21 protein-coding genes are annotated in these 19,596 nt (G+C 71.9%); 9 read left to right on the plus strand and 12 right to left on the minus strand.

Translation table 11 applies throughout. The annotated features are described in order from the left end of the window. The first annotated feature begins 86 nt into the window (after positions 1 to 86). From DEJ29_RS03600 to DEJ29_RS03610, 3 genes are all read left to right on the plus strand, one after another. Complete coding sequence (locus DEJ29_RS03600) at positions 87 to 956, plus strand: alpha/beta hydrolase (RefSeq protein WP_181438242.1); 870 nt, start codon at positions 87 to 89, stop codon at positions 954 to 956. Positions 957 to 1,087: 131 nt separating this feature from the next. Further along, positions 1,088 to 2,137 (plus strand): lipoate-protein ligase LplAB, encoded by a 1,050-nt coding sequence (gene lplAB, locus DEJ29_RS03605; protein ID WP_110864354.1) that lies wholly within the window; start codon positions 1,088 to 1,090, stop codon positions 2,135 to 2,137. Between the two features lie 165 nt (positions 2,138 to 2,302). Continuing rightward, the gene (locus DEJ29_RS03610; RefSeq protein ID WP_110864355.1) at positions 2,303 to 2,632 is read left to right on the plus strand and encodes a hypothetical protein; all 330 of its coding nucleotides are present in this window, start codon (positions 2,303 to 2,305) and stop codon (positions 2,630 to 2,632) included. A 37-nt stretch (positions 2,633 to 2,669) separates the two neighbouring features. On the opposite strand, the gene DEJ29_RS03615 is transcribed toward DEJ29_RS03610, so the two are convergent. Next, a complete protein-coding gene (locus DEJ29_RS03615; RefSeq protein ID WP_027465074.1) occupies positions 2,670 to 2,960 on the minus strand; it encodes a GNAT family N-acetyltransferase in 291 nt (96 codons plus the stop codon). A gap of 114 nt (positions 2,961 to 3,074) precedes the next feature. Between DEJ29_RS03615 and DEJ29_RS03620 the strand changes: the two genes are divergently transcribed. Beyond that, entirely contained in the window at positions 3,075 to 3,965 is an 891-nt protein-coding gene (locus tag DEJ29_RS03620) for a DNA-methyltransferase (RefSeq protein WP_111095499.1), read from the plus strand. A gap of 209 nt (positions 3,966 to 4,174) precedes the next feature. Here the strand turns inward: DEJ29_RS03620 and DEJ29_RS03625 are convergent, their stop codons facing one another. The 11 genes from DEJ29_RS03625 to DEJ29_RS03675 all read right to left on the minus strand — a co-directional run bounded on the left by DEJ29_RS03625 (position 4,175) and on the right by DEJ29_RS03675 (position 16,302). After that, positions 4,175 to 6,643, minus strand: a complete 2,469-nt coding sequence (locus tag DEJ29_RS03625) for an MDR family MFS transporter (RefSeq protein ID WP_111095498.1) — start codon at positions 6,641 to 6,643, stop codon at positions 4,175 to 4,177. Between the two features lie 222 nt (positions 6,644 to 6,865). Then, positions 6,866 to 8,485, minus strand: coding sequence for a phosphoglucomutase (alpha-D-glucose-1,6-bisphosphate-dependent) (gene pgm / locus DEJ29_RS03630; RefSeq protein WP_111095497.1), 1,620 nt, complete (start codon positions 8,483 to 8,485; stop codon positions 6,866 to 6,868). 143 nt (positions 8,486 to 8,628) lie between these two features. After that, complete coding sequence (locus DEJ29_RS03635; RefSeq protein ID WP_111095496.1) at positions 8,629 to 8,874, minus strand: hypothetical protein; 246 nt, start codon at positions 8,872 to 8,874, stop codon at positions 8,629 to 8,631. 126 nt (positions 8,875 to 9,000) lie between these two features. After that, complete coding sequence (locus DEJ29_RS03640) at positions 9,001 to 9,597, minus strand: response regulator transcription factor (protein ID WP_111039929.1); 597 nt, start codon at positions 9,595 to 9,597, stop codon at positions 9,001 to 9,003. Then, positions 9,594 to 10,757 carry a sensor histidine kinase gene (locus DEJ29_RS03645; protein ID WP_111095495.1) on the minus strand — a complete coding sequence of 388 codons (1,164 nt, stop codon included), beginning with the start codon at positions 10,755 to 10,757 and terminating at the stop codon, positions 9,594 to 9,596. The genes DEJ29_RS03640 and DEJ29_RS03645 overlap by 4 nt, the downstream gene beginning before the upstream one ends. After that, a complete protein-coding gene (locus DEJ29_RS03650) occupies positions 10,754 to 11,704 on the minus strand; it encodes an alpha/beta hydrolase (protein WP_181438241.1) in 951 nt (316 codons plus the stop codon). The genes DEJ29_RS03645 and DEJ29_RS03650 overlap by 4 nt, the downstream gene beginning before the upstream one ends. A 137-nt stretch (positions 11,705 to 11,841) precedes the next feature. Further along, positions 11,842 to 12,504 carry a class I SAM-dependent methyltransferase gene (locus DEJ29_RS03655; protein ID WP_071406012.1) on the minus strand — a complete coding sequence of 221 codons (663 nt, stop codon included), beginning with the start codon at positions 12,502 to 12,504 and terminating at the stop codon, positions 11,842 to 11,844. Then, the gene (locus DEJ29_RS03660) at positions 12,501 to 13,172 is read right to left on the minus strand and encodes a TIGR04282 family arsenosugar biosynthesis glycosyltransferase (protein ID WP_111095493.1); all 672 of its coding nucleotides are present in this window, start codon (positions 13,170 to 13,172) and stop codon (positions 12,501 to 12,503) included. Before DEJ29_RS03660 ends, DEJ29_RS03655 begins: the two co-directional genes overlap by 4 nt. Beyond that, on the minus strand, positions 13,169 to 13,918 hold the full coding sequence (locus DEJ29_RS03665; protein ID WP_027465082.1) for a glycosyltransferase family 2 protein: 750 nt from the start codon (positions 13,916 to 13,918) through the stop codon (positions 13,169 to 13,171). Before DEJ29_RS03665 ends, DEJ29_RS03660 begins: the two co-directional genes overlap by 4 nt. Before the next feature lie 384 nt (positions 13,919 to 14,302). Next, entirely contained in the window at positions 14,303 to 15,373 is a 1,071-nt protein-coding gene (locus DEJ29_RS03670; RefSeq protein ID WP_111095492.1) for an NAD-dependent epimerase/dehydratase family protein, read from the minus strand. Continuing rightward, entirely contained in the window at positions 15,370 to 16,302 is a 933-nt protein-coding gene (locus DEJ29_RS03675; protein WP_110864360.1) for an MTAP family purine nucleoside phosphorylase, read from the minus strand. Before DEJ29_RS03675 ends, DEJ29_RS03670 begins: the two co-directional genes overlap by 4 nt. 107 nt (positions 16,303 to 16,409) lie before the next feature. On the opposite strand from DEJ29_RS03675, the gene DEJ29_RS03680 reads away from it, so the two are divergent. The 5 genes from DEJ29_RS03680 (at position 16,410) to DEJ29_RS03700 (ending at position 19,596) form a co-directional block, all read left to right on the plus strand. Then, positions 16,410 to 17,654: a molybdopterin molybdotransferase MoeA gene (locus DEJ29_RS03680; RefSeq protein ID WP_111095491.1), complete on the plus strand. Its 1,245-nt coding sequence runs from the start codon at positions 16,410 to 16,412 to the stop codon at positions 17,652 to 17,654. Further along, positions 17,651 to 18,166, plus strand: coding sequence for a cyclic pyranopterin monophosphate synthase MoaC (gene moaC / locus DEJ29_RS03685; RefSeq protein WP_220037353.1), 516 nt, complete (start codon positions 17,651 to 17,653; stop codon positions 18,164 to 18,166). Before DEJ29_RS03680 ends, moaC begins: the two co-directional genes overlap by 4 nt. After that, entirely contained in the window at positions 18,163 to 18,675 is a 513-nt protein-coding gene (locus DEJ29_RS03690) for a MogA/MoaB family molybdenum cofactor biosynthesis protein (protein WP_111095490.1), read from the plus strand. The genes moaC and DEJ29_RS03690 overlap by 4 nt, the downstream gene beginning before the upstream one ends. Then, positions 18,672 to 19,112: a molybdenum cofactor biosynthesis protein MoaE gene (locus DEJ29_RS03695; protein ID WP_111046707.1), complete on the plus strand. Its 441-nt coding sequence runs from the start codon at positions 18,672 to 18,674 to the stop codon at positions 19,110 to 19,112. The genes DEJ29_RS03690 and DEJ29_RS03695 overlap by 4 nt, the downstream gene beginning before the upstream one ends. A gap of 85 nt (positions 19,113 to 19,197) precedes the next feature. Then, entirely contained in the window at positions 19,198 to 19,596 is a 399-nt protein-coding gene (locus tag DEJ29_RS03700) for a PLDc N-terminal domain-containing protein (protein ID WP_042537802.1), read from the plus strand.

Below are 19,596 nucleotides of genomic sequence, written 5' to 3' on the forward strand. Positions count from 1 at the left end.
CGCAGGACGCTAGGCCCGCCTGGAACCCCCTGCGTGAACGCCGGGTGAACAGGTCCGTGATGGAGCGCGTCTGCGAGGATGCTCACGTGCCCACCTTCTCCGCCGCTCGCGGCGACGCCTCGTTCACCGACGCCCACGGCGTCGAGATCGTCTACTCGACCTGGCGTGCGGCGCGGCCGAAGGGTGTCGTGCAGATCGCGCACGGGGTCGGGGAGCACGGGCTCCGGTACGAACCGCTCGCGCAGGACCTGGTGCGCGCCGGCTACACCGTGCACGCCAACGACCACCGCGGGCACGGACGCACCGGCCTGACCCAGTGGGACGGCGACCACGCCAAGCTCGGCAGGCTCGGCCCCGGCGGCCTGCGCGCGGCGATCGCCGCGGTGGAGCAGATGAGCGCGGTCGCGCGGGCCGACGAACCGGGGCTGCCGCTCGTGCTGCTCGGGCACTCGTGGGGGTCGCTGATGGCGCAGCGGATCGTGAACACCTCGTCGGACCGCTACGACGGCGTCGTCCTGTCCGCGAGCGCCTACCGGCTGCCCGGCTGGATGAACAGCGGCGACCTCAACGCCCGGCACGCGGGGTCCGGGCCCACCAAGTACGAGTGGCTCACCCGCGACCGGAAGATCATCGACGCGATGGCGCTCGACCCCCTGGCGGTCGAGGCCGACGTCATCGGGCTCTTCGGGCTCGCCGACACCCTCCGGCTGCTCGGTGTGCCGCGGCGGGGGATCCCGCACGACCTGCCGATGCTGCTGCAGGTCGGCTCCGACGACACCCTCGGTGGTCCGCGCTCGATCGAGCGTCTGGCGCAGGCGTACCGCCGACGCGGCCGGCTGTCCGACGTGACCGTGCAGGTGTACGAGGGCGCGCGGCACGAGGTCTACAACGAGACCAACCGCGCCGAGGTCATCGGCGATCTGGTCGCGTGGCTCGACCGGGTGACCGCGCGCTGACGGCGCTCGCCGCGTCCTGCGACGCGACCGGCGGCGGACTGGAGGCCCGTGGCGGCGCCGCCACGCGCCTCCAGGCCGTCACCAGGCCGGCTCACTGCCGGGCCGTCGGCCGTCCGGAATAGGGTTGCGGCATGCACGGTGAGTACAAGGTCCCCGGAGGCAAGCTGGTCGTCGTCGACCTCGAGGTCGTCGACGGCACGATCCAGCAGTTCCGCCTGGCGGGTGACTTCTTCCTGGAACCCGACGACGCGCTGCCGCTCATCGACGCGGCCGTGAACGGGCTTCCCGTCACCACCGACGCTGCTGGCGTCGCCGCAGCCGTGCGGGCGGCCCTGCCGACCGATGCGGTGCTGCTCGGCTTCACGCCCGAGTCCGTCGGCGTCGCGGTGCGCCGCGCGCTGTCGCGGGCCTCGACCTGGCGCGACCACGACTGGCAGATCGTGCACGAGGGGCCGATCAGCCCGAACGAGCACCTCGCGCTCGACCAGGTGCTGACCGAAGAGGTCGGTGCCGGCCGTCGCGGTCCCACGCTGCGCATCTGGGAGTGGGACCAGCCGGCCGTCGTGATCGGGTCGTTCCAGTCGCTCAAGAACGAGGTCGACCCCGCCGGCGCCGAGAAGTACGGCGTGCAGGTGGTCCGACGCATCTCCGGCGGTGGCGCGATGTTCATGGACGCCGGCGCCGTCATCTCCTACTCGCTCTACGTGCCGTCCGACCTGGTGCAGGGCATGACGTTCGCCGACTCGTACGCGTTCCTCGACGAGTGGGTGATCGAGGCGCTCAAGTCGCTCGGCATCGAGGCCTACTACCAGCCCCTCAACGACATCACCTCGACCAAGGGCAAGATCGGCGGGGCCGCACAGAAGCGCCTCGGCACCGGGTCCCTGCTGCACCACGCCACCATGAGCTACGACATGGACGGCGAGAAGATGGTCCAGGTGCTGCGCATCGGGCGCGAGAAGATGAGCGACAAGGGCACCACGAGCGCCGCGAAGCGCGTCGACCCGCTCCGCTCGCAGACGGGGTTGTCCCGCGCCGAGATCATCGAGCGGCTGATCGGCACCTTCACCCGCCTGTACGGGGCGACCGAGGGGCACGTGACCGAGGCCGAGCGCGAGCGGGCGCAGGAGCTGGTGCGGACGAAGTTCGCGACGAAGGAGTGGCTCGAGCGGGTGCCGTGAGCCCTGCTCGGTCGACGGTGGACGCGACGGCCGGAGCTGAGGGGGGACGTCCCGGCCGCCGCTGCTTCGAGTGTGCGCCTCGACCTCATGAACCAGACGTGTGGATGATGAGAATCCCCCGCGCGGCTGATCCGCTCGCCGCGCAGCCCACGTAGCGTCGCTGCCGTGAACTGGTTGATCTTCCTGGGGGCGGTGGCCGCCGTGGCCGTCGTGGTGTGGATCGCCGATCGCATGGGGTGGATCGACCTGTCGAACAAGTCCCAGCGCAGCGGCGGATCCGGAGGCATGGGCGGGATGCTGGACGAGGTGTTCGCACCGACCCGGCACGAGACGCAAGCCGAGTACGAACGGCAGGCGCGCCTGCCGAAACAGGCCCCGTCTCCGGCGGACCACGACCACGATCTGCTCAGCGGCAGCGTGCTCATCCGGGTGCCGGCGGTGCGGAGCGCCGGGCGGCACGAGGCCCGCGCGGGGACGCACGACCGGTCGTACTGAGCCGACGGGCGCCGCGCTCGTCTGTGCGTCGCCCGCTTCAGCGCGTCGTGAGCTCCTGGTAGTCCGGGTGCCGCTCGATCCACGCGTGCACGTAGCTGCACTGCGCGACGACCCGGCGTGACGAACTCGCACGCACGTCGTCGAGGGCGTGCTGCACCAGGATCGACGCGTGCCCACCGCCGCGGTGCTCGGGATCGACCTCGGTGTGCACGAAGCGGATCTCGTCGCCGTCGATCTCGTACGCCGCGAGGCCGATGACCTCGCCGTCCTCGATCAGGGAGTACTGCTGCTTGTCGGTGTCGTTGCGGACCTCGGGTGCTGCTGCCATGCACTCGACCGTACGCCGGGGCCTGAGCGCGCGCTCTGTGCTGCACGCTGGCTCCGTGCACTGCGCGGTGCGGTGCGCGTCGAGCGTGCTCGCTCGGTGCGCGACAATGGGTCCGTGCGCAGGGGAAACGACCGAGGCCCGGACCGCGTCGTCCTCGGCGACGCCCTCGACGTGGTCCCCGCCTACCCGGACGGCTCCTTCACGCTGGTGTACCTCGACCCACCGTTCAACACCGGCCGGTACCAGCGGCGGCACGCGACGTCTGCCGTGCCGAAGGCCGACGGTCCCGTGATGGGGTTCCACGGCCGGACCTACGAGCGGGTGCGCGGCGACCTGATGCGCTTCGACGACCGGTTCGAGGACTACTGGTCGTTCCTCGAACCCCGACTCATCGAGGCCTGGCGGCTGCTCGCCACCGACGGCACGCTGTACCTGCACCTCGACTACCGCGAGTCGCACTACGCCAAGGTGCTGCTCGACGCGCTGTTCGGCCGCGAGTCGTTCCTGAACGAGATCGTGTGGGCCTACGACTTCGGCGCCAAGTCCAAGACGCGCTGGCCCACGAAGCACGACACGATCCTGGTCTACGTGAAGGACCCGTCGCGGTACTGGTTCGACTCCGAGGCCGTCGACCGCGAGCCGTACATGGCACCGGGGCTCGTCACGCCCGAGAAGCGCGAGCGCGGCAAGCTGCCCACCGACGTCTGGTGGCACACGATCGTGTCGCCGACCGGCCGCGAGAAGACCGGCTACCCCACGCAGAAGCCCGAGGGGGTGCTGCGGCGGATCGTGCAGGCGTCCTCACGCGAGGGGGACTGGGTGCTCGACTTCTTCGCAGGCAGCGGGACCACGGGCGCGGTGGCGCAGGCGTTGGGGCGGCGGTACGTGCTGGTGGACGACAACCCGGCAGCGATCGACGTGATGCGGAAGCGGTTGCCGGGGGCGTCGTTCGAGGTTGCCGGAGCACCGGCGGCAGCGGCGGGGGACGCGGCGCCGGCGGTCTGAGGCTGGCGCGGTCTCGACGATCCACGAGTCGTTCGACGCGTGGATCGTCGGAACATGCACACGCCCGAGCGACGATGTCGACGTCGTACGACATCGGCGGTGTCGCTCCCGCTCGGCCGCAACAGTTGCACACGCGCAGATGCGACGAGGTCGCTGTCGTACGACAGCGACCTCGTCGTTCGGCATCAGCGAGCGAGCGCCCGCGCCGACTACTCCGCCGAGTGCCGCCCGTGCGCGTGCGCGTCGCCAGCGTCGTCAGCGTCCGGCCGGGAGGCCCGGCTCGCCTCCGCCGCGTCGGCTCCGGCCCCGGGGGCGTCCGGCTCCACGACCGCAGCCGCGTGGGCAGCCCGGGTCCGGATGACACCGGTCGTCGTCGGGGGCTCGTCGACCGGCGCAGCCGCCGAGTGCGCACCGTGCGTCGTGGCGTTCGGCAGCGGCGCGCGGGTGTCGTCCACCCCGATCGGCAGCACCGAGACGTCCGACGCTCCGGCGGCCCGGGCGGACCGCGGCTGCACGTCCGGCGACGTCGGAACGTCGGGCGAGGTCGGGACTTCGGCAGAGGACGACCCCGTCGGCACCGGGGCAGCTCCAGGTGCGGCGGCGGCAGCGGCAGCAGCGGTGCTCCCGTCCGACCCCGCTCCGGCAGCGGTGCGTGCGGCATCCGCCTGCTCCTGCAGTGCCGAGGTCTTGCGGAGCGGCGGCACCCGGAAGAACCACGTCAGCACGAACGCGATCAGGATCACCGCGAGGCCGACGTAGTACACGCGGACGGCCGAGTCGCTGAACCCGACCAGGAACGGACGGCTGAGCCGGGGGTCCGCCCCGTTCAGGAACGACGTGTCGCTCGTCGCCGAATCGGTGGACGAGCTCGCGGCCGAGTCGCCGCTCTTGAGCTGCTTGATGAGCGTCGGGGCGACCTGGTCGACGACGTTCTCCCGCTGCGCCTTGTCCGAGTAGTCGATCTGCAGCGTGCCGTCGACGACCGAGGCGTTCGCCTTCGTGGCCGCCGTCTCGAGCGCCTGCTGCTCGGCTGCGGGCTTCGCGTCGTCGACCTGCTGGGCGATGATCGTGTCCGCGGCGGCGGCGGGGACCGTGCCCGCGGCGACCTGCCGCTGCACGGCTGCGGTCACCTGCTTGGTCACGGCAGCGTCGGCGGCCTGCTTCGCCTGCGCGGTGCCCTGGTCGAGACCGTCCTGCACGTTCTTCTGCACCGGGTCGACGATCTTCGTCCAGATCTCGTCCATCACGCCCTGGTTCTTCGACGCGTTCGCGACCGAGGGCGTCATCGCGGCGTTGAGCGCGCTCTTCAGGTCGGACTCGTTCTGCATCGCGGCGCTGATGTTCGTCGGCATCAGGGTGAACAGCACGGAGAGCAGGACGGCGGTACCCATGGTGCCGCCGATCTGACGGAAGAACGTCGCCGCGCTCGTCGCGACACCGATGTCCCGCGGCGAGACCGAGTTCTGCGCGGCCAGGGTCAGCGTCTGCATGAGCTGCCCGAGTCCGAGCCCGATGCCGAACATGCCGAGCATCAGGAACCACAGGGGCCGGTCGGCGGTCAGGAACGTCAGGACCGTGAATCCGATCGCCGTGAACGCCGTTCCGGTGATCGGGAAGACCTGGTAGTTGCCGGTCCGGGAGATGATCTGGCCGGAAGCGATCGACGAGATCATCAGGCCGAGCACCATCGGCAGCATGGCGAAGCCCGACTCGGTCGGGGTCACGCCCTTGACGATCTGCAGGTAGAGCGGGATCGTCAGCATCGCGCCGAACATGCCGAAGCCGACGAGCACGGACAGGATCGCGGACATCGAGAACACCCGTGACCCGAACAGCTTCATCGGCAGGATCGCGTCGTCGCCCATGGCCCGTTCGACGATGATGAACGCGATCAGGCCGAGGGCACCGATGGCGTAGCAGGCGAAGGCGGCGGGGGAGTCCCAGCCCCACTCACGGCCCTGCTCGGCGATGAGCAGCAGCGGCACGAGCGTGACGATGACGAGCGTCGCGCCCCACCAGTCGATGCGGGGCTTGCCCCGGTCGCCGAACTTCGGCAGGTGCAGGAACGTCAGCACCATGAACAGGGCGATGATGCCGATCGGCACGTTGATCAGGAACACCCAGCGCCAGCCCGCGATGAACAGCAGCTGGTCCGCGCCGGCGAAGACGCCACCGACGAGCGGCCCGATGACGGACGAGATGCCGAAGACCGCCAGGAAGTAGCCCTGGTACTTCGCCCGCTCGCGTGGGGCGAGCATGTCGCCCATGATCGCCAGCGGCAGGGACATCAGACCACCGGCACCCAGGCCCTGCAGCGCGCGGAACCCGGCGAGCATGAGCATCGAGTCGGAGAACGACGCCGCGAACGAACCGACGATGAAGATGCCGATCGCGGTGATGAAGAGCGGCCGGCGACCGAAGATGTCGGAGAGCTTGCCGTAGATCGGGGTCGTCACCGTCGACGCGATGAGGTACCCGGTGGTGACCCAGGCCTGCTGGTCGAGCCCGTGCAGGTCGTCACCGATGGTGCGGATCGCGGTGCCGACGATCGTCTGGTCGAGGGCACCGAGGAACATGCCGGCCATCAGGCCGTAGATCACCAACAGGATCTGTCGGTGGTTCATCACGACGTTGGACGCCGTGGTGGGGGCCGCGGGTGCGGTCGCCGTCTGGGTCATGAGCAGGGTCTCCCGGGTACCGATGCGCTGGCAGAACGATTTTTGCGCTGCCTGCAAAGTTACAACTGCCGCAAGTGCTCGGTCGCACCGAGACGGCTTCCTGAGTGGATCGGCAGTCACGGTACGCCCAGTGGGCCCCGGTGGCACACGGCCTGGAGGCCCGGCTCGGTTCCGTCGGACGGGCTGCGGTCTCCGAGACCCGCAGCCCGTCCGACGAGGGCGCTACGCGCCCAGTGCTGCGTCGACGATCTCCTTGGCTTCGCGCTGCACCTGCTCGAGGTGCTCCTGCCCGACGAAGCTCTCCGCGTAGATCTTGTAGACGTCCTCGGTGCCCGACGGGCGCGCGGCGAACCACGCCTTGTCCGTGACGACCTTGACGCCGCCGACGGCTGCGTCGTTGCCCGGGGCCTTCGACAGCTTCGCGGTGATCGGGTCGCCGGCCAGGGTGTCCGCGGTGATGGCGTCGCCGTCGAGCTTGCCGAGGCGGGCCTTCTGCTCCTTCGAGGCCGCGGCGTCGACGCGCTGGTAGACCGGCGCACCGAAGCGCTCGGTCAGCTCGGCGTAGAGCTGCGACGGGGTCTTGCCGGTGACGGCGACGATCTCGGACGCCAGGAGCGCCAGGATGATGCCGTCCTTGTCGGTGGTCCACGCGGTCCCGTCGGTGCGCAGGAACGACGCACCCGCGGACTCTTCGCCGCCGAAGGCCACCGAGCCGTCGATCAGGCCCGGGACGAACCACTTGAAGCCGACCGGGACCTCCCACAGGCGACGGCCCAGGGACTCGGCGACGCGGTCGATGATGCTCGACGACACCAGGGTCTTGCCGATCGCGGCGTCGTCGCGCCACTCGGGCCGGTGCGCGTAGAGGTACTCGATCGCGACCGCGAGGTAGTGGTTCGGGTTCATCAGTCCGCCGTCGGGCGTGACGATGCCGTGCCGGTCGGAGTCGGCGTCGTTGCCGGTCAGGACGTCGAAGTCGTCCTTCCGGGCGAGTACCGAGGCCATCGCCGAGGGGCTCGACGGGTCCATCCGGATCTTGCCGTCCCAGTCGAGCGTCATGAACGCCCAGGTGGGGTCGACCTCGGGGTTCACGACGGTCAGGTCGAGGCCGTAGTGGTCGCGGATGGCGTTCCAGTACGGCAGCGAGGCGCCACCGAGCGGGTCGGCGCCGATCTTCACGCCGGCACGCTTGATCGCGGCGATGTCGATGATGTTCTCGAGGTCGGCGACGTACGTGTTCAGGAAGTCGTAGCGCTCGGGCTCGGCGTCCTCGGTGCGCTGCACCTCGACGTTGCCGCCCTCGATGATCGCGTTCGCCCGGTTCGCGATCCAGCTCGTGGCGTCGCTGTCGGCGGGGCCACCGTGCGGCGGGTTGTACTTGAAGCCGCCGTCGCGGGGCGGGTTGTGGCTCGGCGTGATGACGATGCCGTCGGCCGTGTCCGGGTTGCCGGCGCGGTTGTAGCGGATGATCGCGTGGCTCAGCGCGGGCGTCGGCACGAAGCCGTCCTCGCTGTCGGCGAGCACGCGGACGCCGTTGGCGGCGAGGACCTGCAGTGCGGTCTGTTCCGCGGGGGCGGAGAGCGCGTGGGTGTCGCGGCCGATGAAGAGCGGCCCGTCGGTGCCCTGGTCGCGGCGGTACTCCACGATCGCCTGCGTGATGGCGGCGATGTGGGTGTCGTTGAAGGCGGTGTCGAGCGACGACCCGCGGTGTCCGGACGTGCCGAACACGACCTTCTGCTCGGGGACCGAGACGTCGGGCACTCGGTCGTGGTAGGCGGCGAGGAGCTCGTCGAGGTCGACGAGGTCATCTGCGGTCGCTGGGGTGCCGGCGCGGTCGTTCATGCGTCCATCCTGGCATCGGCCGCCCTGGCGCGTTCGGGGGAAGTGCACCAGAGGCCGGGAACGCGAGCGAGCGGCCGCCCCACCCGGGTTGAGGGGGGACCCCCGAGGTGGACGACCGCTCGCGGTCTGTGGAGGCAGGTGCCTCAGGCGGTGCGGAACGAACCCGTCGCCGTGCGGAACGAACCGGTCACGGTGCGCGTCGAGGACGTCGCGGTGCCGGGACGGCGGAACTGCGTGTCGACGAAGCGGCCGAGTGCACGGCCGATGCCGGTGCCGGTGTAGCTGCCGATCGGGCTGCGGGTCGCGTCGCCGGTGAAGGTGCCGATCTCGGCGCGGGACTCGAGGCCGGTCACGTAGGCGCCGCCCAGGGGGTTCTGACGGTTCTGCATGGGTGCTCCTCGTCGTCGTGCCGAGGTCCGCAGGTCACCGAGCCGGCGACCGCGACGCCGTCGGCTGGATGACCACCACTCTACGCGGTTGTCTTGCATCATGCAAAACAAGGATGCGTTCTGCGGTCAGATCCACCCTCGGTCCCAGGCCACGGCGGCGGCTGCGACGCGGTTGTCGACGTGCAGCTTCGCGATCGCCGACGACAGGTGGTTCCGGACCGTGCCGTGCGCGAGCGAGAGCTCCCGGGCGATCTGCTTCGTAGCGAGCCCGTCACGGGTGCAGCGCAGGACGTCGGCCTCGCGCGGGGTGAGCGGGCTCTCGTCCTCGGTGAGCGCGGCCGCCGCGAGACCGGCGTCGATGTACCGCTCGCCCGCCGCCACGTCACGGATGATCTCGGCCAGCCGGGCGGCCGGCGTGGACTTCGGGACGAAGCCGCGGACCCCGGCGGACAGGGCCCGCCGGAGGGTCCCCGGCCGCGCATGGCGGGTGACGATCACGGTGGGCATCGCGTCCGACAGTGCACGGGCGGCCTCGATGCCGTCGAGGACGGGCATCTCGAGGTCGAGCAGGACGACGTCCGGCCGGTGCGTCCGGGCCCCGGTGACCGCTGCTGCACCGTCGGCGACGTCGGCGACGACCTCGAGGTCGGGTTCCAGGCCGAGCAGGGCGACGAGCGCGCCACGGATGAGTTCCTCGTCGTCGGCGATGACGATCCTGATCACGGGCGCACCGCCGCTCGTGCAGGTACCGGGATGCGCACGAGGAGGGCGAACCGGTCCTCGCTCCGGTCGACGTCGACCGTCCCGCCGTGCGTCGCGACCCGCTGTCGGAGCCCGTCGATGCCGGTGCCGGTACCGTGTCGTCCGGACGACCGCGGTGCGTCGTTCGCCACCGTGAGTCGCCAGGCGTCGCCGTCGGGCAGCAGCTCGATCGACGCGGTGCTGGCGTGGCTGTGCCGGATGGTGTTCGTCGCTGCCTCGCGGATCGCGACGGCGAACAGTGCGCCGACCGCGTCGGGCATGCCGGCGGTCTCGAGCTGCACCCGGCAGCTGACCCCCGCCGACCGCAGGACGGCTGCGGCGTTCCGGGCCTCGACCGCCACCGTCACGGTGCGGTATCCGCCGACGAGCGCGCGGGTGTCCTCGAGTGCCTCCTGTGCCACGGTCCGGATGTCGGACAGCTCACTCCGGGCACGCTCGGGGTCGGCGTCGAGCAGCCGTTCGGCGAGCTCGCTCTTCAGGGCGATGACCTGCAGGTGGTGGCCCTGGATGTCGTGCAGGTCGGTCGGGAAGCGGAGCCGTTCCTCGGCGACTCCGAGGTCGGACGCGGTGCGACGAGCGGCTTCGAGCCGGAGCACGACGCGGTGGATCCACACGACGCTCAGCGGCATCAGGGCGAAGAGCGCGAGGGTCCCGACCAGGACCAGTTCGGCTGGCTCGGCACGGGCGTCGGCCGCCCCGACGAGCAGGACGACGGTGCCGGCGAGCACGGTGACCCGAGCCCACCCGCGCAGCATGCAGCCGACCGTGCCGCCCGCGATCGCCAGGGTGAACGACCACGCGGAGCCGGTCGCCGACGGAACCAGCGCGACCACCCACGTGGCGACCGCGAGCACCAGCAGGGCGAGCACGGCCGGGTGGCGTGCCGACGCCGCACCGGCGGGACGGAGCAGCAGTGGGATCGATGCGAGCGCCGCCACCATCGCGGCGACGGTGAGCACGACGAGCACGGGGGTGCGCGCTGTCGGCGGACCGTCGGTCCCGATCAGGACCTGCGCGCCGCCGCCCACCAGCACCACGAGCCACAGCGACGCGACCGAGGACCAGCGGACCACCCGGACGTCGGCGTCGGCGCGGGGCCGCTCCTGCCCGGGATGCGTCACGCGCCCAGGGTAGCGAGGGTCGCGTCGGTGTCCCTGGCGATCCGTTCCGACAGGGTGTGGTGCAGGTAGTGGTCGCCGACCAGTCCGATCACCTGGCCGTGGTCCACGGTCGCAGCCTGGCGCTCGTGCAGCCGGACCCAGTTCGGCACGTCGTTGTCATTCGTCCGCACGAACAACAGCACGGGCAGGTCGGCGGGGAACCGCGAGTCCTCGACGGACCGGAAGTTCTCCGGCGCGTGCCGCATCTCGTCGATGATCGTCGGGGCGGCGCCGTTCTTCGCCGAGAGCAGCTGCATCTGGCGCTTCGTCGCGTCGTCGTAGGCATCGCCGTACGTGTCCGAGGACGCTCCGCCGAGCGCGCGCAGCAGACCGAGCCGGTCGAGGGCGACGATCGCGCCGGTCGGGATCGGCTCGTCCCAGCTCGACTGCCGCGGCACACTGCTGTCGATGCCGACGAAAGCGGTCACCTCGTCGCGGTACGCCGTCGTGTAGGGCAGGGCGTAGATGCCCGCGACCGAGTGGCCCATCAGCACGTACCGGTCGACGTGCAGGTGCTGCAGGGCCTCGTGGACCTCGCGGGTGATGTTCGCGGCGGTCCGCGGGACGTCGGTCTGGTCGCTCAGCCCGGTTCCGAACGGTTCGACGGCGACGACCCGGTGTGTCCGGGCGAGCTGGTCGATGAGCGGCCCGAAGTCGAGTCCGGGGGCGGCGGTGCCGAGCCCGGGCAGGAGCACGATCGTGCCGGTGTCGGACGTGTTGCCGGTGCCGCGGACGACGACGTTCATCCGCTTGCCGTCCACGGGAACACGCTCGCCGTAGTCGTCGATCTCGGACGCTTCGACGTGGGTCGCGACGACGTTGACGACCGTCGTCGTCGCCAGGGCGAGGACCGGGACCGCCACCAGTGCGCCGAGGGTGATCAGGGTGATGCGCAGGGACTTCCGCACGGTGCTCGTCTCGATCGGGCCGCGCAGGGTGCGCGCGGCGGGTCCGATCAGTCAAACGGCGCGGGGCGCCGCGCGGATGTGCCCCGGTGTCACGATCGAACGTGACGGATGTCATGGTCGATCGTGCCGCGGCCAGCTCAGGCGAGCAGCTCGCAGAAGTTCCGGCCCTCGGCCGTCCAGCTCTGCCGCGCGACCAGTCCGGCTTCCGCCGCGTGCCGGTGCAGGGCGTCGAGGCCGACCTCGGCCCACGGGAACCCGGCGCTCTCGTTGCCGTCGGCGTCGACCACCCGGGCGGTGTACACGCGGTCGGCCGTGACCTCGGGGTTCGTCTCCACGATGACCCGGCCACCGGCTCGTACGATCTCGCGGCAACGGGCGAGCAGGGCCGTGGGGTCGCCGCCGATGCCGATGTTGCCGTCGATCACGAGCGCGGTGTCCCAGTGGCCCTCGTCGGGCACGGCGTCGAACACGGAACCCTGCAGAGCCGTGCCGCCGGAGCGCTGCGCGATGGCGACGGCCTCGGCGGAGACGTCCACGCCGAGCGCCGGGATGCCCCGGGACCGTGCGGCGACGAGCATCCGGCCCGGGCCGCAGCCGATGTCGATGACCCCGCCGTCGACGTCGTCGAGCAACGAGCGGTCGACGCGGTCGGCGGCGGCGCTCCAGCGGCCGACGTCCATCGTGGTGACGGCGTCGGGACGGTCGGCGTCGGTCAGGCGCAGGTGGCCGTCGGTGCGGAGCGCACGGGCGTACGGCTCGCCGCCGCCGGCACCGAACGAGACGGGTGCGTGCATGGTCATCGGGTGCTCCCCACGGTCTCGGCACGGAGTGCCCGGGTGAAGTCGGAGTCGGGTGCGAGGTCGGCGACCCGCTCGGCGTCCGGCATGGTGTCGACGTCGAGCAGCTCGCCGAGCACGCCCACGTCGAGTCCGGCATCGGTCAGGCGTGCGAGCTGCACGGCTCCGGTGTCGTCGCGGGACATCGGGACGCCGCGCAGCAGGTCGCCGGTGGGCTCTCGCAGGTACAGCGACCAGAAGCCGCCGTCCTCGGCCGGGCCGAACCAGGCATCGCGGGCGGCGCTGTCGAACACCGGGGCGAGGTCCGCGGGGGACACCTGCGGGGTGTCCATGCCGACGAGCAGCAGCGGACCGTCGACGGCGTCGAACAGGAACCCGAGGCGTTCGTCGAGGCCGCCACCGGGCTGCTGCAGCACCTCGAACCCCTCGGCCGCTGCGGGCACGACGTCGCCGTCGAAGAACAGGACCCGGCGTGCCGCGGGCAGTACGCGGACGGTCGCCAGGGTGTCGCCGAGGCTCGCGGACGCGACGCGCGCGGCGCCCTCGGGGGAGAGCGCCGGCGTCAGCCGGGTCTTCACCTTGCCGGGCAGGCACTCCTTCGCCACGACGGCGACGGTGACGTCGGTGCGCGCAGCGTCGCCGGCGTGGACGTGGGTGGGGTCGGCGGTCACGAGCGGGCCTCCTCGACCACGGGGGTGGACTCGGCCGCCTGGCGGAGCGGTCCCGGCGCGACGACCCGGACACGGGCCTCCCGGCGGTACGCACGGAGCAGACGGGACATGTCCCGCACCGCGTTGATCGTGCCGCGGAGCGTGCCGGTGACCTTGCTGTCGCCGATGCGCTGCGCGTACCCGATGTCGGATTCGTCGACGCGCCAGCCGGCGGCGTGCGCGGCCAGGACCATCTCGAGCGGGTAGCCGCTGCGGCGGTCGCGCAGGTCGAGGGAGACGAGGTCCTCGCGGCGCATCACGCGCATCGGGCCGAGGTCGCGCAGGCGGTAGCCGGTCGCGCGGTGCATGAGGACGGCGAGGACGCGGTTCGCGAAGCGCGCGTGCGGAGCCCACGCACCGCGGCCCGTCGGGACGCGGCGGCCGAGTGCCAGGTCGACGCGGCCACTGGCCACGCGGTCGACCAGGGGCGGGAGCTCGGCGGGGTCCATCGAGGCGTCGGCGTCGCAGAACGCGACGAAGTCGGCGGTCGCCGCGGCGACCCCGGCGGCACAGGCCGAACCGAACCCCTTGACGGGTTCCGTCACCACCAGGGCACCGTGGGCGCGGGCGACGTCGGCCGATCCGTCGGTCGATCCGTTGTCGACGACGATGGCCCGGTAGCCCGTGGGGAGCCGTGCGATGACCTTCGGCAGGGCGTCCGCCTCGTCGAGGCACGGCAGGATCACGTCGACAGTCATGTCCGTCATTCGGTGCGGTCGGTCGGATCGACGGGTCTGTCCTGGCATGCACTCGACACAACACGACGACGCGCGGCGGGGTACAGGAAACTGCCGGGTCCTGGTCGTTCAGCGCGTCTGGTTCGCGGACGGTCCCCAGAACGGGGGACAGGGTGCGTGTGTGGGTCCGCGAGTGGTTGCGCAAGACGACGTCGTGTCGTCGAGACGCCGCCGAATGCGGCGGCGTCTCGCGAACCTGGGGGCGTGGTGCCGACACGACGGCGTCTTGCGTGACCCTGGGGGTGGGGACTGCGGACGGGAGGCGCGGGGCGGCGCCGTCACGGGCCTCCCGTCCGGTGGCTGGTCGCGCTCTCAGGCACGGCCAGCGGTGCGCCGCTCGCGCACGCGTTCCGGCTAGCGGACGGCGCTGCGGAGCGGAGCCGTCGCGAAGTCGCGCATGCCGGCCTCGAAGTCGACCTCGGCGTGCCAGCCGAGCTCGGCGGCGATGCGTGCCGAACTCGCGGTGACGTGGCGGACGTCGCCCAGGCGGTACTCGCCGGTGACGACCGGCTGCGGGCCGTCGGGTCCGGCGATCGCGGCGGCCATGTCTCCGATGGTGTGCACGGTGCCGGAGCCGACGTTGTACGCGCGGAACGTGTCCGACGGCAGGTCGGCGGTCGCCGCGATGGAGGCAGCGTTCGCGCCGGCGACGTCGTCGACGTGCACGAAGTCGCGTCGCTGGGCGCCGTCCTCGAAGACGCGGGGTGCCTCGCGGCGGGCCAGTGCCGAGCGGAACAGGGAGGCGACACCGGCGTAGGGGGTGTTCGCGGGCATGCCCGGTCCGTAGACGTTGTGGTACCGGAGCGCGATCGCGCGGCCGCCCGTGGCACGGGCCCAGCTCGAGGCGAGGTGCTCCTGCGCGACCTTCGTCTGCGCGTAGACGTTGCGGGGGTCGAGCGCGGCGGACTCGTCGATCAGGCCGGGCAGCAGGGGCTGACCGTCGGGGCCGATCGGGTCGAAGCGGCCGGCGTCGAGGTCCTCGCGGCGGCGGGCCGGCGGACGGGTGGGTTCGCCGGAGGCGGTGGTGTACGCGCCCTCGCCGTAGACGACCATCGAACTGGCGACGACGAGCCGGCCGATGTCGTGCCGGTCCATGCCTGCGAGGACGTGGGCGGTGCCGGCGTCGTTCGACGAGACGTAGTCGGGGGCGTCTTGGAAGTCCACGCCGAGGCCGACCTTGGCCGCCTGGTGGCACACGACGTCGATGCCGTCGAGGGCGGCGTCGAGGGCGACCCGGTCGCGGACGTCGCCGTGCACGAACGCGATGCCCTGCTGCTGGTGGGCGCGGATGACCTCGGCGGGGTCGCCGTGCACGTCGTCGCGCAGGGAGTCGAGGACGCGGACCTCGTGGCCGTCGGCCAGGGCGCGGCGGACGATCGCGGAGCCGATGAAGCCGGCGCCGCCGGTGACGAGGAGGCGGCTCATGCGGTGGCGCCCGTGGTGGCGGTGGCGGCGGACTGGGCCTTCGTGGCGGTGACACCCGTGGTCGGCTGGGCCTGCATGATGCTTGCGCTCGCGCTGGTCGGGACGAGTTCGCGCGGGGTGAAGTCGGCGGGGATCGCGGCGACGATCTGGCCGATGGCGCGGACGATGACCTCGTTGGCACGGGCGAGGCGTTCCATGACGAGCGCGTGGGTGACGACGGCTCCGGCGTCGTCGACGTCGGGGCCGCTGGCTGCGGCTGCGGCCTCGTCCTCGGTCGGGGCCAGGCCGGCGTCGGCGTCGGTCACGAACGACAGGTTCACGGTGGCGATGCCGAGTTCGGCGGCGAGCGGGACCTCGGGCGTCATCGTCATGTTGACGGTGTGGCCGCCGGCCTGGCGGAGCCAGACGGACTCCGCGCGGGTGGAGAACCGGGGGCCCTGGATGACGACGCAGGTGCCGGTCGGACGGAACGGCACGTCGAGTCCGGCGACGGCGTCGATCGCCGCGCGCCGGAGCGTCGGGTCGAACGGGTCGGCGAAGGACAGGTGCTGCACGTCGTCCTCGAAGAACGTGTCGGCGCGGCCCCAGGTGCGGTCGATGAGCTGGTCGGTCACGACGAACGTGCCCGGGGCGTAGTCGGGGTGCAGGCCGCCGACGGCGCTCGAGGACACGATCGCGCGGACGCCGAGCGAACGGAGCGCCCAGACGTTCGCACGGTGGTTGATGCGGTGCGGAGCGACGGAGTGCTCACGGCCGTGGCGGGTCAGGAACGCGACCCGTCGTCCGGCCATCGTGCCGATGCTGATCGGGCTCGACGTCGGGCCGAACGGGGTCGGGACGTCGAGCTCGTCGGCGGTGCCCTCCTCGAACAGCTGGTAGAGGCCGGAGCCTCCGATCACACCGATCGTCACGGCTTCGTCGTTCTCCACAGGTCCTCCGGTTGGTCGTCGGCGCGGGCTGCGCGCTGGATACGCTACTGACGGCGCCACCGGGCGAACCGGGAGCGGCGCCACCAACCCCCTGTTCGGAGGCACCTGTGCGAACGATCGGTCAGCACCGCGACGACCTGGCGGCGTTGCTCGCGCCGGTGGTGGCGGGCCTCGGAGCAGAAGAACTGCCGCTCGACGAACTCGCCGATGCGGGCGCGGGCGCCGGTGCGCGTGTCGGGTTCGCCCACCGCGTGCTCGCTGCTCCCGTCGCGTCGCCCGTTCCGCTGCCGCCGTTCGACAACAGTCAGATGGACGGGTTCGCGGTGCAGGCCGCGGACGCGGGGCAGGCCGTCCGGGTCGTCGATCCGATCCCGGCCGGCGTCGTGCCCGAGCCGCTCGAGCCCGGCACGGCAGCGCCGATCATGACCGGCGCGCGGATCCCGACCGGCGCCGACGCGGTGTTCCCGGTCGAGGCGACCGAGCCCGGCGCGTTCCCGGCGGCGCTCGATCTGCCACGGGTGACGGTGCCCGCCGACCTGACCGCCGGCACCTTCGTGCGGGTGACCGGCAGCGACCTGCCCGCCGGTGCCGAGCTCGCTCCGGCCGGTTCCGCCGTCACGCCGGCGCTGCTCGGCGCGCTGGCTGCTGCGGGGGTGACGACCGTGTCGGTGCGCCGACCACTGCGGGTCCTCGTCGTGTCGACCGGGTCCGAGCTGCAGGGTGCCGACACGGATGCGGCGACCATCGGCGACGCGAACGGCATCGCGCTGCGGGCAGCCCTCGCCCAGGTCGGTGCGGACTCACGGGCCGTCCGGGTGCCCGACGACGTCGATGCCTTCGACCGGGCGCTCGATGCAGCCGTGGGGGACTGGGCCGACCTCGTGCTGACCACCGGGGGCATCAGCGCCGGGGCGTACGAGGTCGTGCGACAGGCGCTCGAACCCCGGGGGCTCGCGGTGACGCCGGTCGCGATGCAACCGGGTGGGCCGCAGGCGTTCGGCAGCGTCGTGTTCGGTGCCGGTCGCGCCGTGCCGGTCGTGTCCTTCCCCGGCAACCCGGTGTCGGCGCTCGTCTCGTTCGAGGTGTTCCTGCGCCCGCTGCTCGCTGCCGCCGTCGGGCTCGTGCCGGACCGGCCCACGCAGGTCCTGCCGGCGGCGTCCGCTGCCGGTTCACCCGTCGGCAAGCACCAGGTCCGTCGCGGCCGGGTGCAGGACGGTGCCGTGCACTTCGTCGGTGGCCCGAGTTCGCACCTGCTCGTCCACTACGCCGCCGCCACCCACCTGGTGCACGTCCCCGTGGGGGTCGACGCCGTCGAGGTCGGCGATCCCCTGACCGTCTGGAGCCTCCGATGACCGACCCGTCCGCTGACCAGATGCGGTCCGAACCGACGCCGACCGACGAGTTGTCGCACATCCGCGCTGACGGCACCGCGCACATGGTCGACGTCTCCGCGAAGGACGTCACCGACCGGTCGGCCACCGCCACCGCCACCGTCGTCACCCGTCCCGACGTCGTCGCACGCATCCTCGACGGCTCGCTGCCCAAGGGTGAGGTCGTCGGCACCGCCCGGATCGCCGCGATCATGGCGGTGAAGAAGACCTCCGACCTGATCCCGCTGTGCCACCCGCTGCCGATCGCCGGCGTGCAGGTCGACATCACCGGCACCGATGACCGCGTGCTGATCGAGGTGTCGGTCCGCACGACCTCGCGCACCGGCGTCGAGATGGAAGCCCTGACCGGGGCGAGCGTCGCCGCCCTGACGGTGTACGACATGGTGAAGGCCGTCGACCGGGCGGCCGTGATCACGGACGTGCGCGTGCTCGAGAAGCACGGCGGGCGCTCCGGGGACTGGAGCAACCGATGACCGCCGAGCCGACCAGGGGCCGGGCCGCCGTCGTCGTGGTGTCCACGCAGGCCGCCGCCGACCCCGCACTCGACCGCACCGGACCGGTCATCGCCGACTGGCTGCGCGACCACGGGTTCACCACAAGCGACCCGATCATCGTCCCCGACGGCGGCGCGATCACCGAGACCATCACCGCGGAACTCCTGGCCGACGCCCGGGTCGTCATCACCACCGGCGGCACCGGGGTCACCCCGACCGACCGGACCCCCGAGGCGGTGGCGGGGCTGATCGACCTCGAACTGCCCGGCATCACCGAGGAGATCCGTCGACGCGGACTCGCGGGTGCCGGCCCCACCGCCCTGCTCACCCGCGGCGTCGCCGGGGTCACGAACGCCGGCTGTCTGCTCGTCACCCTGCCCGGGTCGCGCGGTGGGGTGTCCGACGGACTCGCCGTGCTCGACGGAGTACTCGACCACGTGGTCGCACAGGTGCACGGCGAGGGCCACGCCCCGCGGAGCGCCTCGTGAGCACCACAGAGTCCGCCGCACGGGTTGTGCTGGCCGACGTCGTCGACCGCGACGTCAGCGTCGACGAGGTCGCAGCCGTGGTGGCCACCGAACAGGACGGCGCCGTGGTGACCTTCGCCGGCATCGTCCGTGACCACGACGGTGGCAAGGGCGTCACCACGCTCGACTACGAAGGGCATCCGAGTGCCGGCGAGGTCATCACCGAGGTCGCCCGGACCATCGCCGAGGACCACCCCGACGTCCGGATCGCCGTGCTGCACCGGGTCGGGGCGCTCGGCATCGGGGACGTCGCGCTCGCCGCAGCGGTGTCGTCGTCGCACCGGGCGCAGGCGTTCGCCGCGTGCGGTGCCCTGGTCGACCTCGTGAAGGAGCGCGTGCCGATCTGGAAGCACCAGCGGTTCACCGACGGGACGGACGAGTGGGTCGCGGCGCTGTGACCGGCCCCCACCCTGTGCGCCTTCGCAACCGGGACGCTCGTTCGGGGCATGGTGAGACTCCAAGCGGATCCATAGAATCGCGAACATGAGCGTCTTGCTGCCCGGGATCACCGTCATCCTGCTGGTCTTCGCCCTGATCGACATCCTGACGAAGACGGATGACCAGATCCGCGGTCTGCCGAAGATCGCGTGGGTGATCCTCGTGATCCTGGTCCCCGTCGTCGGCAGCATCGTCTGGTTCGCCATCGGGCACGACTGGGCCCCGGGCGAACGGAACCACGGCCGGTACATCGAGCCCACCCGACACGAGGACCGGTACGCCACCCTCGGCGATGCCCGCAGTGCCCACGGCGCGAAGCGCGTGACCGGCACCGAGCAGGAGCTCGCCGAGCTCGAGCGCGAGATCGAGTACTGGGAGGCCCAGGCTCGCCTGAAGCGCGCGAAGGAAGCCGCCGGCGAGGGCGACACCGCGCCGGCGAGCTGA

Origin of the sequence: Curtobacterium sp. MCPF17_021, assembly GCF_003234605.2 — a bacterium.
GTDB classification, from domain to species: Bacteria; Actinomycetota; Actinomycetes; order Actinomycetales; family Microbacteriaceae; genus Curtobacterium; species Curtobacterium flaccumfaciens.